This is a genomic window from Acinetobacter venetianus RAG-1 = CIP 110063 (genome assembly GCF_000368585.1).
Taxonomy (GTDB): domain Bacteria; phylum Pseudomonadota; class Gammaproteobacteria; order Pseudomonadales; family Moraxellaceae; genus Acinetobacter; species Acinetobacter venetianus.
In genome coordinates this window covers 167,849-184,862 of record NZ_KB849556.1, presented here as the reverse complement: position 1 = coordinate 184,862, position 17,014 = coordinate 167,849, and the positions used below count along the sequence as shown (strand labels likewise).

12 protein-coding genes are annotated in these 17,014 nt (G+C 41.3%); 8 read left to right on the top strand and 4 right to left on the bottom strand.

Translation table 11 applies throughout. The features are described from left to right. Positions 1-9: 9 nt before the first annotated feature. The gene (locus F959_RS00875; protein WP_004876532.1) at positions 10-3,723 is read right to left on the bottom strand and encodes a UvrD-helicase domain-containing protein; all 3,714 of its coding nucleotides are present in this window, start codon (positions 3,721-3,723) and stop codon (positions 10-12) included. A 3-nt stretch (positions 3,724-3,726) separates the two neighbouring features. Next, positions 3,727-7,377 carry an exodeoxyribonuclease V subunit gamma gene (locus F959_RS00870; RefSeq protein ID WP_004876531.1) on the bottom strand — a complete coding sequence of 1,217 codons (3,651 nt, stop codon included), beginning with the start codon at positions 7,375-7,377 and terminating at the stop codon, positions 3,727-3,729. A gap of 183 nt (positions 7,378-7,560) precedes the next feature. On the opposite strand from F959_RS00870, the gene F959_RS00865 reads away from it, so the two are divergent. After that, a complete protein-coding gene (locus tag F959_RS00865) occupies positions 7,561-8,067 on the top strand; it encodes a hypothetical protein (protein WP_004876530.1) in 507 nt (168 codons plus the stop codon). Positions 8,068-8,109: 42 nt separating this feature from the next. Here the strand turns inward: F959_RS00865 and pap are convergent, their stop codons facing one another. Beyond that, a complete protein-coding gene (gene pap / locus F959_RS00860; protein WP_004876529.1) occupies positions 8,110-9,528 on the bottom strand; it encodes a polyphosphate:AMP phosphotransferase in 1,419 nt (472 codons plus the stop codon). A gap of 204 nt (positions 9,529-9,732) precedes the next feature. On the opposite strand from pap, the gene F959_RS00855 reads away from it, so the two are divergent. From F959_RS00855 to F959_RS00830, 6 genes are all read left to right on the top strand, one after another. Further along, positions 9,733-10,440 (top strand): DUF8198 family protein, encoded by a 708-nt coding sequence (locus F959_RS00855; RefSeq protein ID WP_193760043.1) that lies wholly within the window; start codon positions 9,733-9,735, stop codon positions 10,438-10,440. Between the two features lie 199 nt (positions 10,441-10,639). Further along, on the top strand, positions 10,640-11,581 hold the full coding sequence (ubiE, locus tag F959_RS00850; RefSeq protein WP_004876527.1) for a bifunctional demethylmenaquinone methyltransferase/2-methoxy-6-polyprenyl-1,4-benzoquinol methylase UbiE: 942 nt from the start codon (positions 10,640-10,642) through the stop codon (positions 11,579-11,581). Between the two features lie 24 nt (positions 11,582-11,605). Beyond that, the gene (locus tag F959_RS00845) at positions 11,606-12,286 is read left to right on the top strand and encodes a ubiquinone biosynthesis accessory factor UbiJ (RefSeq protein WP_004876526.1); all 681 of its coding nucleotides are present in this window, start codon (positions 11,606-11,608) and stop codon (positions 12,284-12,286) included. 12 nt (positions 12,287-12,298) lie between these two features. Next, complete coding sequence (locus F959_RS00840) at positions 12,299-13,918, top strand: ABC1 kinase family protein (protein ID WP_004876525.1); 1,620 nt, start codon at positions 12,299-12,301, stop codon at positions 13,916-13,918. A gap of 113 nt (positions 13,919-14,031) precedes the next feature. After that, positions 14,032-15,348: an FAD-dependent oxidoreductase gene (locus F959_RS00835; RefSeq protein ID WP_004876523.1), complete on the top strand. Its 1,317-nt coding sequence runs from the start codon at positions 14,032-14,034 to the stop codon at positions 15,346-15,348. A gap of 25 nt (positions 15,349-15,373) precedes the next feature. Continuing rightward, complete coding sequence (locus F959_RS00830; protein ID WP_004876521.1) at positions 15,374-15,760, top strand: VOC family protein; 387 nt, start codon at positions 15,374-15,376, stop codon at positions 15,758-15,760. 1 nt (position 15,761) lies between these two features. Here the strand turns inward: F959_RS00830 and F959_RS00825 are convergent, their stop codons facing one another. Further along, on the bottom strand, positions 15,762-16,028 hold the full coding sequence (locus F959_RS00825) for a hypothetical protein (protein WP_004876518.1): 267 nt from the start codon (positions 16,026-16,028) through the stop codon (positions 15,762-15,764). 213 nt (positions 16,029-16,241) lie between these two features. Between F959_RS00825 and hisIE the strand changes: the two genes are divergently transcribed. After that, on the top strand, positions 16,242-17,009 hold the full coding sequence (gene hisIE, locus F959_RS00820) for a bifunctional phosphoribosyl-AMP cyclohydrolase/phosphoribosyl-ATP diphosphatase HisIE (RefSeq protein ID WP_004876516.1): 768 nt from the start codon (positions 16,242-16,244) through the stop codon (positions 17,007-17,009). Positions 17,010-17,014 lie beyond the last annotated feature (5 nt).

Genomic DNA, 17,014 nt, shown 5'->3' with positions numbered 1-17,014 from the left:
CCACTTTATCTACACCACTTTTCCTGATTTATCTTCAGAGAAATATCCAAGAATTGCGTCCAAACGCAGGATAAACTCATCCTCAGGTTTCCAGTAAAAATAGCCTTGCTGGGCTTGACCATTCATACCACGTAAATAGAGATAAGATGCGCCACCCAAATGTTGCTCAATCTTATAATCTTGCAACTTAATGCTGAGATAACGATGCAACGCAACTAAATATAAAGCGGCCTGCAACCAATAACTCGAAAGCGACATGCTTTCTGCAATCTGTGTTGATTGATAATCAAGTTGCGATGCACCTAGATAATTACTTTTATAATCGGCAATGTGATAACGCTGCCCGTCAAAATAAACTAAGTCGATAGAACCATTGAGATAACGCGCAGACTTTGCCTCAAGTAACTCAGGCATTTCGATTCCATATTCCTCAAATAGCTTTTGCACCCGTTGCATCGCGAGGACACGATCGGATAACGCCAAATAGAATGGACACTCGGATAGGTATTGCCCTACACGGAGTTGCTGCAACTGAAAATCTTGATTCAATGGCGTTTGTACAACCTCAGCGATCCAGTCTGCAATCCACTGATAGAGTGGTTCACTATTTTGCTGATCTGGAAAATGTTGCTGATAGGTTTCCAACAAAGCTGTCCATAAACTTTGATAGGCATTTTTAAAACGACGACGAATTTCCTCACCCCAAGTTTGAGGTTGTTGAAAATCAATCTGTTCAAAGATTTCATGTAGAAAATTACCAGCTAAAGTCCCTTTCGGGAAATGCTGCTTAATCCATGCGATTGATTCAGTTTGGGTTATCTGTTGTTCTACAGCGGAAATATCCAGCTCATCCTCAGCCTGCTCAACCGCTGCATCCATATTTGCCAATACATCAGTACGATTGACCTTATGCTTTAAGTGCTGTGCCAAATAACTAAAACTGGTTTTGCCACGTGCATAAAAACGTTGTTCTGGTAAGGGTTGAGCATTCAATATGATTTGCTGTTGCGCTTGCTGTGTTCGAACTGCGAGAGGTCGCTCTAAAATTAAAGCTTCATCAGCACTATAGGCATGTTGAAAATGCTCACCTTGGTTTTTCCAAAAAGCGAGACCTGAGAACTTATTTTTCTCCCCTTTTTCAGGCTCAAATACTGCATAAACACGATGACTGGCACGGGTCAATGCCACATACCACAAGCGATTTTGTTCTGCTAAAGCACGTTGTTGATGCTGATCAATCTCAGTTTGCTGTAGGAAATTTTTATCCGCAATCGCAACAACACGTTGAGTTCGAATTTGCCCCGTTTCAGGCAATTGAACCTCTGTCATCGAAAAATTTAAAGTCTTTTGTATTTCTGAATAGGGTTTATTTGCGCCTAATAAAAACACAATTTTAAACTCTAAACCTTTGGACTGATGTATCGTCATGAGCTGAACACCAGCATCACTAGAGAGCTTATGTTCAAGTTCCCAATCACGATCACTCGGTGAGTGCAGTTGTTTTAAATACCAATGATAAAGGTTTTGAATGCCTTGTACGTGCTCACTATGTTGACTCAAAATATCGGTGAGATGACGTAGATTCACTACGGCTCGCTCATTGTCTCGGCTTTGTGTCGCAACTAATTGCTGCCAAATACCAAACTGATTGAGACAGCGTTGCCATGCAGATAAAAATCCCTGATTGAGCCAAATTTCACGAATCTCATCGAACTGCTGAATATAATGGCTTAAACCCTCTGCACTGTGTTCTAACTCCATCAATCGTTTTAGATCGAAGCCAAGTAGACGACTCAGTAAAGCACGTTTCAACTTCGCCTCATCATACGGATGCAGCAAGGCCGTGAGTAATGCGCCCACATCCTGCGCAATAGCGGAATCAAATACACTGCGTTTGGCAGGTCGATTGACGCGAATACCCATACGTTGCAACACATATTGCACTTCATCCAGTTGGCGATGACTGCGCGACAACACCGCAATATCATCTTCAGCGATTGCTATCGGCTGATCATTGTGTAAATACAGTTGTTTTAAATGCGCTTGATTCAATAGATGCTGAATTTGCCAAGCGACTTGCGTGGCTTGTTCATTCCCCTCTTGCAACTGCAACCAACGTAAAGGCTTTAGATTGGATTGCTGCTGTTCAATCAAAGCAGGATGGAGTCGTGAACCTGCTTGAATCGGGTCATACATGACCTGCTCACCAAAATCCATCTGACGCTGAAATAACACATCGACCACTTCCACCAGTTCTTTGACCGAACGATGATTATGAATCAGTTTATATTCATGCCCTTGCTTCGCCATAATATCTTGGTAGGCATTCAGGAAGGTCAGCATATCGCCACCACGGAAGCCATAAATCGCCTGTTTACGATCACCGACCATAATCATGCAGCCTTTCTGGAAACGCTGCGGATGTCGCCAAATACTCGCGAGCATATCATCCTGATCTTGGTTGGTATCTTGAAACTCATCGACCAAAATTAAGGGATAACGTGCTTGCACAAACACTGCAAAACGTTGCCCTTGCTCCCCTTTTAAAGCATCAGATAAGGTTTTGATTTGTTGGGCAAAGGTGGTTTCGCCTTTGTGCTGTAACACTTGCGGCAAGCGCGTTTTCACTTCAATACACAAATAAGCTTTTAAATACACATCCAACTGTTCAAACTGTTGTTGTGTTTGCAGCACAGATTGAAATAACGACTGAATCTGCAATACCGTTGCATGTTGATAAAAAGTATCGCTAATGTCTGCTGGGCATTTTTTAAAGATTTTTTGCTGTTCAAGCTTATCTAAAAACTTAAATACCGAATCTCGCGCGTTGGCAAAATACGCATCAAATACCTGCACATTTTCAGCACTTGATAATGCATCTAATAGTAATGGTAGAGATTCTACAAAGAGTTTGTGAAAGGCATGATTACGGAAAGAGGTCCCATTAATATGTGAATAATATGCGCCATCCAATGAGAAATAATCAGACAAGGTACTCAAATCAATGTGCTGTGCCTGCTGCTGCCAAGCTTGCAATTGAGTTAGCTCAATTTCAGGTAGATCAGGTAATTTAAATTGCGCCGAACTAAAGTTTAGCGAGCTTTCCACCATCCCCACAAAATGATCAACACTTTTTAAACTGCCGACACTATAAAGTGCATCAATCACTTGCTGCGGTTGCATTTGAATCCATTCACGCAATACATCATGAATCAATTGTCGTGTGTAGGTTTTCGCATCTTCTGTGATTTGTGCTCTTTCAATTTTGCCACTTTCAAAAGCAAACTCTCGCAATAACTTTTGACTAAAACTATCCAGTGTCCCAACAAATAACTCATCGAGTTGATCAATCACCAACTTGAGCCGTTCAGAGGCATAGGCAATCCGTGGCGCAAAATGCTGTAGCACATGCTGTTTCAATGGATCAGATTCTTGTGCTGCCTGAACTTGAATATCTCGCTCGAGTACATCTCGGAAAGGTTCTAAATAATCTAAAGTTTCAACGAGACGCAAGCGAATACGCGTTTTTAACTCAGCAGCAGCAGCACGAGTAAATGTGGTTGCAATCACCTGATTCGGTAAATATTTTTCTAAAAAAATGCGTACCATCAAACTGGACAAGGTATAGGTTTTACCTGTTCCTGCCGATGCCTCAATCAAATGTAACCCTTGAAACTGAATATCACGAATCGGTTGATAAGACACTGGATGTTGAGAACTCATGTCTTACTCCACACGCAAAAATTCAAACATAGGTTGATACAAGGCAAATGAATACTGATCACAAGCATAGTTCAATAAAGCAGTCGCATCTTGTTCTTGTAAAATAAACTGCCAATCTCGATGTAATTTACACGCTTCATTTTGTACCATGTCAAAACCTGAAAAATCACCTGTATCATTCCAATCTTTTAATACTTGTTTTTGACTATTTTCATCCAAAATCTGTCGAGTATCTTGCTCAATCCATTCATAGGATTTGGCTTTTTCCAAAGGTTTTAATAATAGTGCTGCTGGCAAAACCACGGGTTGTTGTTGCCCATTTTGCCAAAGCTCTAACCATGCTTGTAAATAATCTTTTGCTTGGGTTGAACTTACGCCTTCACAAATCACCGTTTGATTACTGAACACCACGATACGGCGTTTCTCAGTGGCTTCACCCTGATTTGAGACAACCAGCCAGAGCAAATATTCCAACCACACTTTAGCCAAACGTTTGGCACGCGCACTAGAAGCATCTAAGCTGACCCAATCCTGCACATCTTGCTTGGGGGTGATACAACTCATTTGCAAATGCTTAGAAACTCGCCAAATACGTTGCGTAGTTTCCGTCGGCGCGGCTGCATATTGCTGTAAACGTTCCATTAAACGTTGTTGTTCTAAACGGCTTTGCTGCCATGCACTGTGCAGTACCTTGCCGACAGGCAACTGATCTTGCAAGATGCTGGGTGAAACTTTTTCATCGTGCTGCTGTAAAAAATGTCGAATCGCATATTTGCCTAGACCATCTAATAACAAAGGCTCGGCTAGATCGACCAATTCAGTAGCACTTAAATTTTCCACCCCTAGCGTTTTTAAATATAGCCGTGCTGGAAAGGTCACATCTTGAATCCATTGCTGACTCTCCAAAATGGTCATTTCACTCTGTTCAACTGGATAGGCTGCATTCACCCATGCCTGTCGTTCACCTTTCGCTTTCTGAATCTGTGAAGCAACCTTAAACCATTGATCTTGGAAACGTACAGGTCGATCCGTGGTAAAGCCGAGCGGATCAAAAGGTTGCAAACGGTGTACATGATAGAGAGAATAAAGTTGAGGTGGACAAATCTCCCCTACCCCCTCTTTGATAAAGAGAGGAACTTCCCCACTCTCCTCCCTTTCATACATGGGTGCTGAGGGGGATTTAACAATCAACGCCAAATGATCTCGAAATCCTTGCAACACACTTGAAGGCTCTCTCACTTCACCATCATTGATATCAAAACCATTATAGAACAGCCACAATTGCTCCTGCGCTAACAATACTGCATCTAAAAATGCGCCTTGATCATCCTCTAAACGAGAGCGATCACCCAATTGCTGACGCAATTCATCCATTAAGTCAAAAGGAATATGGCTGTCTCGATTTGGGAACTTACCTGTATCTAAATTCAACAGCACAATCAAGCGATAAGGAATTGGACGGATTTGCCCAATCTGACTAAAGGTGATTTGTCCTGTCGGCTCAACCTGTGCAGACTGACTTTCTAAAGTTCGTTGGATTTCTTCAATAATATAAGGCAATGGCAATGAAATTTGGCGCAGCTCAGTTTCAGCATCTTCATAATAACTGGCCAAAGTCAGCATACGCTCTTGCTTTTGGATGATTTCACGTACAGCTTTTAACGCGACAATCTCCGCTTGCTCAAACTCCTGCACATCACCTTTCAGTCGTTTTAACCATGCCTCAACAGGCAAACGCTGACCGTGTTCATGTGCCATCAGCCAATGTCGTCGCGCGGACAAATCTTGATAAATCTGAATCAAAATTCCAATCAGCTCAAAATCACTAGACTGAACCATTGCATAACTAAGCGTCTGTTGCACCATCACATGCGCAGGTACTGCAATACCTAGCGCCAAACGATCTAAGGCGAATTTAAAACTATAACGATAGTCTTGGTCAGTTTCACTCAAACTTTGTTGCAGGTGCTCTGCATCCAAACCACGCTTAAAGCCCGCATCATTGAGTAAATCCAACATTCGTTGAGCTTGGCTATAATCCAAACCATAGCGCTGTTGCGTTGCAGATAAATTTAACCAGTCTGCGAAATCATCTTGGGTAAAGCGACCTTGTGTCAATTGCAAACGACCTAGCACCGCACGCCAAGCATTCAAAGCATCAAGCTGGGCGACACCTGCAATTTTGACAGGTAAAAAAACTTCCTGATCATTGGCAACCGCAGGAAATACACTACGAATCAATGGTTCTAGCTCAGCGAGATTTGGCGTTAAAACCAACACATCACTTGGACGACGCGGCATGACATCAGACTGAGATAGCCAATTGACCAATTGCTCTTTAAGTACCTCAAGTTGACGTAAGCTGGAATGGCAAACATGCAATTGAATCGATTGATCATCAATGGCAAGTTCATATTGCGCAGCTTGAGGTTCAGCGAGATAGAAAATATCAGACTGGATTTTCCCTAATAAAGTTTCAGGAAATTGCTCAACAAAAGCATCCACCCACTTGCCTTCCTCACCTGTTGCAAGCTGGGACAATAAAGAGAAATGGTCACGCGCCTGCTTCCCTAAGCGAGTCAGCAAAGGATGACGTGACTCGCGTGCTTGCGCATTAAAGAACAGCGTAAATTGTTCAAAAAACGCCGTGATTTCCTCATCCGTTGCTTTGGGATTTTTGGCAATAAAGCGCTCTTTCACCCCTAAATCGTAGCGTTGCTTCCACAAAGGATCGACACTATCCGCCCAATACTCTTGAGACGGGTTATAGTGCAAAATAACCACATCTAAATATTGTCCTAAGCGGCGTAAAAACTGCAATTGGCTCGGTGGTAAATCCAAAATGGTAAATACAATCACCTGATTGGGCAGTTGCGCTAACGCTTGATCACGTTTGTGCGGTTGATCAAGAATATGCCAAAAGTCAGCATCAATACTCTGCATCTCGACAAAGTCATCATGGAAATAGTTCTGCCATAGCCAACGTTGCCATGCCTCGAGCTTTTCTGTTTGCTCTAAGCTAAATGCCGAGGTTTGTTGATCTGTGATTGAGATGAGTTGTTCGATATTCAAGGCTTGGTTTCTGCCCCAAGCCGATAACCAATTACCTGAACAGGTACACTCGCCCTCACATGCACGTTGGCAAGTCCCACGATAAATCATGTAGTTGTTAAACAGTTGAGAGACTTGCTCAGCTACCCAATACAACATACTTTGTTTTTTTAGCTGTTTCTCTTTGCCATGTTGTAGTTGATCAGCACTATCGTAAATACGCTGTACGATTGAATATAAAGGATGATCTTCAGCTAGACTGATTTGATCTGCTTGAATAAAGGGTTGTAAGGCTTGATGAATGCGCCATTTTAAAATCAATCGAGGAATATTGGCTTTACGTACTTTTTCTTTATTTTCTAAGACTTGTTGATAAGCGTACCACTGAAAACCGCGAATACGTTGATGAAATTGATAATTGGCAGTCATGCCTTGTTGTTCAGCAATTTTCTGCGTGAGCCATTGCTCCTGCGCGGGACTCGGTACAATAAAATGCTGTGTTTTAAAGACTTGAAATGGCGAGTTGCTCGGCTGAGTAATTGACGCCATCACACCTTGCAATAACACATCAAGGCGTTGACTTTGAATAACATGAATCCCCATGCGTAAATACAACCTCGTCAATAAATCAGCATTGTGTTGCACGAAACCGTACACAATCATCACTATACAACTTCATCGAACTATGTCACGTTAAACACACAAGGAAATAAAAAAATTGTTTTGAAATTCACCACTCAGTACGATTGAATGTACTATCGAGGGATAGACTTTAGGTATAACTTTATGAAAATTGAAAAAATTCCTGACTCAATTGATCCGAGCTTGAACTTGGATCAAATCCGCGAAGAGTGTTTAGAGCTTACAAAAAAGCGTGCGTATTGGTCAGCAGGTGCAGCGATTGTTCCTATTCCATTTTTTGATGTTGTGGTCGATTTAGGTATGTTGACCCAGATCATTCCTTATGTGAATGCTCGCTTTGGCTTAGCACCTGAACATATCAGTGTCTATGACCCAGAAACCAAGAAAGTACATTGGGATGAATTACGTAAACGTGGCTTTGAGTTTTCAGGTTTTGTAGTAGCACGTACTGCGATGAAAAAATCGTTTAATGGTTTTTTTACCAAGATTGCGACCAAACAAGTGACCAAGTTTATTCCTCTCGGTGGTCAACTTGTGGCAGCAAGCCTTGGTTATTTCATGATGCGTAAAATTACCGAAGCACATATTCAAGATTGCTATAACTTGGCAAAACGTATTCAGCAGAAAAGCCGTAATACCATTGTGGCTTAATCACTTTTAAACGTAATGCTTTTATATCTTTCAGTTGAAAGCTTAATCCGCTTTCAACTGTTTTAAAATTGCCTTCAGCACTTCGATCCTTGCAGTATTTTTATCATCAGTCGCAATCACATACCACGGCGCGTAATCAGTATTCGTTCGTTCAAACATATCCGCAGCCGCATTTAAATAATCATCCCATTTTTCACGGTTGCGCCAATCTTCTTCAGTAATTTTAAAGCGTTTATGTGGCGTTTGTTCACGCGCTTTAAAACGCGCTGCTTGCTCATCTTTACTAATGGCGAGCCAAATTTTCACAAGTACGGTTTGGCTATCGACAACACTTTGTTCAAAACGATTAATTTCGTCATAAGCACGTTGCCATTCGACAGCACTGGCAAAGCCCTCGATTCTTTCAACTAAAACACGTCCATACCATGTACGATCGAAAATTGTGATCTTGCCACTATCATTTAACTTACTCCAAAAGCGCCATAAATAAGGACGACGTAACTCATAACGCTCAGGTGCAGCAATACTATGAATTTCATATTCACGAGGATCGAGTTTTTTTACGATGCGCTTAATCGCACCACCCTTTCCAGCCGCATCCATTCCCTCAAAAGCCACCACCACTTTACGTTCGTCATAACGCAACGCATCAGCCACTTTTTTGGTCAGTTTGTTTAGCTCTTCCTTATATTCATCTTTATCTAAACTGTCTTTGGAAGGTTCAAGTAAGGCTTTCGGAACTTTAGCTTGTTGCCACTTTTCTGTAATTTTGGTTTGGTGATCAGGTAGCTCACGCAACGTTTGCAACACATATTGTGCAAAGCATTGATCTCTTACTTTTTCATCCTCACCATCAATCACAAACCAATCATCTGTAAATTTTTGACTTAAACTCGCCAAGGTATCGTATTGTTTTTTATTGCGCCAATCTAAACCATGTAATTTATGCCAGTGCTGTTCTGAAGCATCAATTTGATCTAACCGTTTCTGTAATGATTTCCATGACAAGTCAAACCAAACTTTAATTACATGCACATTGTTGTGTTGTAAGTCATGCTCAAAAGCTCTCATCTGCTCAACATAGGCATCAAACAACTCTTCATTTAAAGGTTTTGATACATGCATCGCAGTTGAAAGTAGGTCGCTGTACCAATTACCAAACATCACCACGATCTGCCCTTCGGCAGGAATAAATCGGGTATACGGCTGCCAAAATACTTGGTTCGATGAAAGCAGCGTTGGAGCATCCGCCTTCACTTTTAAATATCGCGGATCGAGCCATTCTCGCAATTGCTTGACTGACTCGCCCTTGCCCGCCATTTCAATGCCACTGACCAAAATCAGAACACTTTTGGCATTCTTCTTATCTCGACTATCTTTTAAAGCGTATTGTGCTTCAATCAGATCTAAAGACAGTTCATCTTCATCTCGTATTTCAAATTTTGGTTGTTGTGCGCTCATCTTTAATTCTAAATGGCTAATTATTAAGAATAAGTATAATGAAATCGATTTAGAGCTTTACAGAACCCTTGTACAGTTTATGTAGAGTTAAATCAGTGAATGACAACAGTGACCAATTGTTAAACATTTTCGGTTTATGCTGTCATGGTTCTTCGTTATTATGCAGCCTATGATTTTATGGTTTTATTTTCTTTGAGTTCAAACATGTCAAAACTCGCTGCATTTGATCAACTTTTATTACAATACCAATCTTTGAACTATCACCAAAACCCAGCGATTGCCCAACGTCTGCACGAAGTACAAGCATGGATGAAAGAGCGTATTGCTCAAACGCATGAAGAATTTTTTGCCCGTCCAGAAAATCAACTTATGGCGCAATATTTTCTCAATCGTTTATACGGCGGCCCTGATTTTGATGCTATGGCTCAGCAAATCGAACGCCTATTAAAGTATGCTCATAAAGCAGAAAGCTTACTCCCTGAAAATGCAATTAAAACGGGTACCAAGTCTGTCAGCCTTGCAGTCCTCGCAACTCAACTGGATGAGCAAGTTGCAATGCAACTTTTGGAAGATTATCCATTAGAAACGGCATTGACTGATGACATCATGCGTCAGACCCTTGTGAAACTTGATCAAGGTGAGGCTCGTTATGAACAGCTTCACTTACTGGATGAACTGGGTCAAACACTTGATAAATACATGCGTTCAACCATGATGTTTGCCGCCTTTAAAATGTGTAAAGGTATTGCACATAAATATCAATTCGATCAAATGTATGAATTCATCCAAGAAGGCTTTGCCGCAATGAAACCGATGAAATCAGCCGCGGTATTTATCAAATCATTTACCGAAAAAGAGCGTGAGATAATCGACAAAGTACATGCAGGCCACCCTGATCCATTTCGTGCATAAACTCGTTACTCAAATCCCTCTTCGCTTAAGAGGGATTTTTATTTAAGAACTCAAAAAACCAAAATGAAAATACTTTTGAGATCGTGACTTTCTGTATATTATTCACAACAATGATATGCTAAGCCCTGTAAAAAATTACAAAATCTGTCATCATGCATGCTGATTCGTGCCGCTAGAGCAAAAAGTTTAGGAGAACACAATGTCTAACGAAAACCAACAGCCTACCCAAGAAGTTGAGCAAACTCAAAGTTCAGACAAAGTTAGCCCATTCCTAAGCGCACCGCTTCCTCAAGGCACACCTCAAGGTCAGCAACAATCTTTACAACAAAATATTGCGTCTACACCAACAGGTGCGATTCCAAAATACAATCTACCTCGCGGTGCGAATACAGGTAATGTTGGAGAAACTACACACTTCGGCTATCAAACTGTAAGCAGTGATGATAAAGCCCAAAAAGTTGCAGAAGTTTTCCACTCAGTTGCAAGCAAATACGACATCATGAATGATTTGATGTCATTTGGTATTCATCGCCTTTGGAAACGTTTTGCGATCAACATGTCTGGCGTTCGTCGTGGGCAACATGTCCTTGATATTGCAGGCGGTACAGGTGACCTTGCCAAAGTATTTAGCCGTGAAGTCGGTCCACAAGGACACGTTGTTCTTTCTGACATTAATGAATCAATGTTAAATGTTGGTCGTGATCGCCTGATTGATGCGGGCTGCACCAACGTTGATTTCGTTCTTGCCAACGCAGAAACATTAGAACCATTTGCAGACAATAGTTTTGATTTAGTGACTATTAGTTTTGGTCTTCGTAACGTGACGGATAAAGATGCGGCACTACAAGCGATGTATCGCGTGCTGAAGCCAGGTGGCCGTTTATTGGTACTTGAATTTTCAAAACCAGTGTTTGAACCATTTTCTAAATTGTATGACCTTTACTCATTCACGGCACTTCCGATCATGGGTAAACTCGTTGCAAATGACTCTGAAAGCTATAAATACCTTGCTGAATCGATTCGTATGCACCCAGATCAGCGTACTTTAAAAGGCATGATGGAAAATGCGGGCTTCCAAAGCTGTGACTATCACAACTTAACAGGTGGTATCGTTGCGGTTCACCGCGGATTCAAACTTTAAAGTTTTGACGTTAAGGAATTTGCAATGTGGTCGATTTTAGCACTCGGTGCGGTTGAACGACTCATTCATCATGTGATTGACTTGGATGCGATTACTCGCATTCAACTCAATCAATTACAAGGTCAACTGTTACGCGTGGTTATTGACAGTCCACAACTTTCAGTTGATGTGTTTTTTGATGAAAATAAAGTTCGTTTAGAACCAACCGTCACAGGGCAAAGCCAAAGCCCCTCTATTTTTGAACAGCGTCCATTTGATCCTCAACAGAAAATCACAGATGCAACCGCAACATTACATGTTAAAAATGTAGTGGAACTGGTCAAATTATTACTCAGTGATATGGATCAAATTGGTAATATTCCGCTGCAAGGCGATTATCACTTACTACAAGATATTCAGCGAATTATGCAGCAGGCTGAACCTGATCTCGCTGCGCATCTCTCTCCTTGGATTGGCCCTCAACTCGCACATGAGCTAGGTAAAATTCAGCTTGCACCACAGCAGCTAAAACGTTCTTTGCAAAGTCAGCTTTTTTTTGTTGAAGACGCCTTAAAAGAAGATAGCGGTCTATTTGCTCCTCGTTGGCAAATGGATGATCTCAATCGAGAGACGCGACAACTTAATCAATCATTAGATCGACTCGAAGCTCAATTGCAACAGTTACAAACTCAATTCAACCAACAAAAGCAAACCACTCAAGACTAGGTAAGATTTTATATGATTCCGCATGTTAAACGGTTACACGAACTCTGGCGTATTGCTGCACATTATCGCCTTGACACCTTGTTCCCTGCGGAAGAACTTCCTGTTAAAGCGCGTCATGCATTAAATGTTATTAAAATGCACCCCGCTGCTTGGTCGAGTCGAGAAAAGAAAAATCCACTGAAGCTCAAGGAAGCTTTGGAAGAAATGGGCCCACTTGCAATTAAGCTGGGTCAATTATTATCAACACGCCGAGATTTGATTCCACCTGAAGTCTTATCTCAGTTGGTATTATTACAAGATCGTGTCAAACCTTACGATACACAACTTGCTAAACAACGCATCCAAGAATCACTTAAGGCAGATGTCAGCACCTTATTTTCACGCTTCGATGAGCAACCATTAGCTGCCGCATCTATTGCACAAGTACATACTGCGGCTTTGCATGATGGCCGTGAAGTGGTTGTAAAAGTCACACGCCCTGATATTCGGGGGCAGATTCTGCAAGATTTTGAAATCTTGGCATGGCTGGGTGATTGGTTAGAAAATCGTGTAGAAGCTGCACGCGCCTTACATTTATCAGAGATCATCCAAGATTATCGTCAAATCATTTTAAATGAACTTGATCTGAGCTTAGAAGCAGACAATACCCGCCGTATGCGCCATTACTTTACAGGTTCAAGCATGATGTATGTGCCTGAAGTTTATATGGACAGTAAAGATGTGATGGTAGCGGAACGGATCACGGGTGTTCCTATCTCTGATACGGCAACATTTGATCGTTTAGGTATGGATCGTGCTGATCTCGCAGAAAAAGGTCTGACGATTTTCTTTACCCAAGTATTCCGTGACAACTTTTTCCATGCAGATATGCATCCAGGGAATGTTTTCGTTGAAACGATTAACCCAAGTAATCCACGCTTTATTGCGCTGGATTGTGCCATCATGGGTGAATTGTCTAAACATGATCAAATGACCGTTGCACGCATGTTGCTTGCTGTGATGAATAGCAACTTCATGCAATTGATTCAAATCGTGCATCAAGCAGGTTGGATTCCACCGGGTACAGATCAAGATACTCTGGCTCGTGAAATGCGTCGTACAGTCGGTCCTATGGTTTCAAAACCGATGGATCAACTGGATTTTGCAGGCATCTTGATTCAAGTCATGGATATTGCGCGTCGTTTCCACTTGGAAATTCCACCGCAATTGATGTTACTCCTCAAGACATTGGTGCATGTTGAAGGTTTAGGCACAGACCTTTATCCTCAGCTTGATATTTGGAAACTGGCAAAACCGATTCTGACAGAATGGGTCAAAGCCAATATGAACCCCGTTAAAAATGTCAAAGAAATCGGACAACAGATTCCTGATTTATTACTCGGTGCTCAAGACTTACCAAGCCTGATCATCGACAGTTTAAATGGATTAAAAAATCAGTCTGCATGGCATGACAAACAATTGCGAGAAATTCAACAAATGCGCCTGCAAATGCAACATCAACAACGCCGCAGTTGGATTTTTGGCAGCATCATGTTGATTTTACTTACCATTGCGATTATTACACCTTGGTTTGTATCGATTATTCTTATCGTGTTAAGTAGTCTTTTAGCGCTATGGCGTATGGCGAAATAAAGCAAAAATCCTCTGTTTTCGCAGAGGATTTTTTATATCAATTTTCAAAAATTAATTACGATCAATTAAAATCACAATTCAACCAATTTATAACGCCCTTAAAAGAATAAATAATGAAAAGAGTCCATTTTGCAATCATTGGTGCAGGTACCGCTGGATTGGCAACAGCCATTTTACTTGCCAGACAAGGTCATCAAATTACGATTTTTGAGCAAGTTAATGAGCTTTGTCCTGTAGGTGCTGGTTTACTGTTACAACCAGCAGGCTTAGCGGTTTTTGAACATCTTGGTGTTCTCGACCATACCCTGAAACTTGGCGCAAAAGTCACAGGCTTAGAGGGGCAACTTGCTGATAAAAGACTGTTAGTGAACAGCCACTACCATCAAGCTGGCTCAAATTTCTACGGCATCGGGATTCATCGTGCGACCTTATGTCACGTATTAACTGAAAAATTGGCTGAGTATGCAAATCAAATCACATGGTGTATGGGGCATAGCATTGATCAGGTCGAAGAACGTCATAATGAAGTCCGTTTGACGGGTTCATACCAACAGCAAAATTTCGATACTTGTTTTGATGCTGTACTGATTGCGAATGGTGCACGGAGTCAATTACGCCCTAAAGCATGGGTCAAAGTAGATCAAGCTTATCCTTGGGGCGCGGCATGGAGTATCGTGCCTGAGTGCACCGTATTAGACCCTAAGATTCTGCATCAATTTTATGATCGATCCAAAATTATGATGGGCGTCTTGCCTACAGGTGCAATTCCATCCGCACCACAACAACGGCTATCGAGTGTGTTTTGGAGTTTGCCGACTTCGCAGTTAAGTACGTTCCTACAAGATGAACAGGCAAAACAACATTGGTTGAAACAGGTTTCTCTTCGTTGGCCAAATGTTGCTGATTGGCTAGAGCAGCTTTTATGGAGTGAACAACATCAACCGCAATGGCTTTCTGCCCAATATCGTGATGTGGTGATGTCTCAATATGGACAAGGTCGCATTGGGGTCATTGGTGATGCGGCACATGCGATGAGTCCGCAGCTTGGCCAAGGTGCTAACATGGCACTTTTGGATGCATGGGCATTTTCTCAGTCCTTGCAAACTGCTCAGAAAAACCAGCAGATCGACTGGACGATATTATGGCAGCAGTATCACCAACACCGTCGTTCTTCGACCCAATTCTACCAATTTCTCAGTCGACTCCTCACCCCTCTTTATCAATCAGATCATTGGTGGGTAGGTGGATTACGCGACCTTGTTTTCCCTTGGCTGTATCAAATCCCGTATTTCCGTAAAGAAATGGCAATCACCATTTCAGGTTTAAAAACAGGTATGTTCCAACAAATGAGCTATCAACAGATTGCGGCATACCAACACAATCAAAATGTCTTGATTGAAAATAATCAATCATTACCTGAATATGACTAAGTGCAAAATAGGATTTGAATTAAATATGAAAATTAGTCATTTAGATCATTTAGTTCTGACCGTTGCCGATATTGAGACAACTTGTCAGTTTTACCAATCAGCCTTGAATTTTGAAGTTATCACCTTTGGCGATAATCGTAAGGCCTTAAAATTCGGCACTCAAAAAATTAATCTGCATCAAGCAGGGAAAGAGTTTGAGCCTAAAGCTCATCAACCCTCTGCTGGCTCAGCTGATTTATGCTTTATTGCAGAAACTCCTTTAAATGAAGTCATTGAGCATTTACGACTACGGAATGTCGAAATTATTGAAGGACCTATTGAAAGAACGGGTGCTGTAGGAAAAATTATTTCTGTTTATATTCGTGATCCCGATCAAAACTTGATTGAAATCTCAAACTATCAACAATTTTAGGCTATTGATAATCTATTGGGATATTTTGTAATTGTTTTTCAATATCCCAATCTTTGGGTTTCTCTTTTAATGTCCACCAATTAGTACCAGCCTCCAACCATTTCTTGCGGTACGCTTTTATAGATTCTTTAGTATAATCCTCATATCCAAATTCAACACCACAACAATCACAAATATTAAAGTTTGGGTCTTCGCCACATTCCCCCCACGGCTCTTCACCTTGTATAAGCCCACATACTCGACAAGCAAAATTTTCTATTTTGTCCAAGATTTATTTTCCTAAGTTATAACAATATGCTGAGATAATTTTATAATAGTGATGGCTTTACAAATCAAAATTAATTTAAACAACTCTTAAATTACAATTTACTAATACCTATCTTATAGACAAATCATATGACCGATTTTTTATACGACAAGCATAGCCAACCCTAGCCACAAACGCTACACTAACGGCTTTCCACCAAATGGATTTCCACTCATGTCAAACTGGTTAGATGAAGTTAAATTTGATTCCAATGGTCTTGTTCCTGCCATTGCACAACATCATCAAACTGGTCGAGTGTTAATGGTTGCGTGGATGAATCGTGAGGCTTTACAACTGACAGCTGAAAAAAATCAGGCGGTGTATTACTCGCGTTCACGTCAAAAATTGTGGCACAAAGGCGAAGAATCAGGACACTTTCAAACAGTGCATGAAATTCGTCTCGATTGTGATGCTGATGTTATTATTCTTCAAATAGAGCAACACGGCGGTATTGCTTGTCATACAGGTCGAGAGTCTTGTTTTTATCGAAAACTCACACCTCAAGGCTGGGAAATCGTTGATGCCCAACTGAAAGATCCAACTGCAATTTATGGTGCATCCGCAAAAACAGAAGCGCATGACCATAGCCACAATGAACAAATTGATGTGTTGAGCTATTTAGGTCGCTTAATGCAAGAACGTAAGAATGCTGAAGCTGATAGCTCTTATGTTGCTAGTCTATATAAAAAAGGTATCAATAAAATCTTAGAAAAAGTCGGCGAAGAAAGTGTCGAAAGCATCATCGCAGCAAAAGATTATGCGGTGCATGCTTCACTTGAAAATAAACATGACCTGATCTATGAAGTTGCTGATCTTTGGTTCCACAGCATTGTGATGCTTGGCTACTTTGATCTCGACCCTCAAGTCGTATTGGATGAACTTGCACGTCGCCAAGGCTTATCAGGTTTAGTCGAAAAAGCCAATCGTAGCAAAGAAGCGTAAGCATC

What these genes read in the sequence shown, in the direction of transcription:
- F959_RS00845 (WP_004876526.1), top strand. Translation starts at nt 11,606, where the DNA reads ATGTGGTCGATTTTAGCACTCGGTGCGGTTGAACGACTCATTCATCAT.
- hisIE (WP_004876516.1), top strand. Translation starts at nt 16,242, where the DNA reads ATGTCAAACTGGTTAGATGAAGTTAAATTTGATTCCAATGGTCTTGTT.
- F959_RS00830 (WP_004876521.1), top strand. Translation starts at nt 15,374, where the DNA reads ATGAAAATTAGTCATTTAGATCATTTAGTTCTGACCGTTGCCGATATT.
- ubiE (WP_004876527.1), top strand. Translation starts at nt 10,640, where the DNA reads ATGTCTAACGAAAACCAACAGCCTACCCAAGAAGTTGAGCAAACTCAA.
- F959_RS00870 (WP_004876531.1), bottom strand. Translation starts at nt 7,377, where the DNA reads ATGGGGATTCATGTTATTCAAAGTCAACGCCTTGATGTGTTATTGCAA.
- F959_RS00835 (WP_004876523.1), top strand. Translation starts at nt 14,032, where the DNA reads ATGAAAAGAGTCCATTTTGCAATCATTGGTGCAGGTACCGCTGGATTG.
- F959_RS00840 (WP_004876525.1), top strand. Translation starts at nt 12,299, where the DNA reads ATGATTCCGCATGTTAAACGGTTACACGAACTCTGGCGTATTGCTGCA.
- pap (WP_004876529.1), bottom strand. Translation starts at nt 9,528, where the DNA reads ATGAGCGCACAACAACCAAAATTTGAAATACGAGATGAAGATGAACTG.
- F959_RS00865 (WP_004876530.1), top strand. Translation starts at nt 7,561, where the DNA reads ATGAAAATTGAAAAAATTCCTGACTCAATTGATCCGAGCTTGAACTTG.
- F959_RS00875 (WP_004876532.1), bottom strand. Translation starts at nt 3,723, where the DNA reads ATGAGTTCTCAACATCCAGTGTCTTATCAACCGATTCGTGATATTCAG.
- F959_RS00855 (WP_193760043.1), top strand. Translation starts at nt 9,733, where the DNA reads ATGTCAAAACTCGCTGCATTTGATCAACTTTTATTACAATACCAATCT.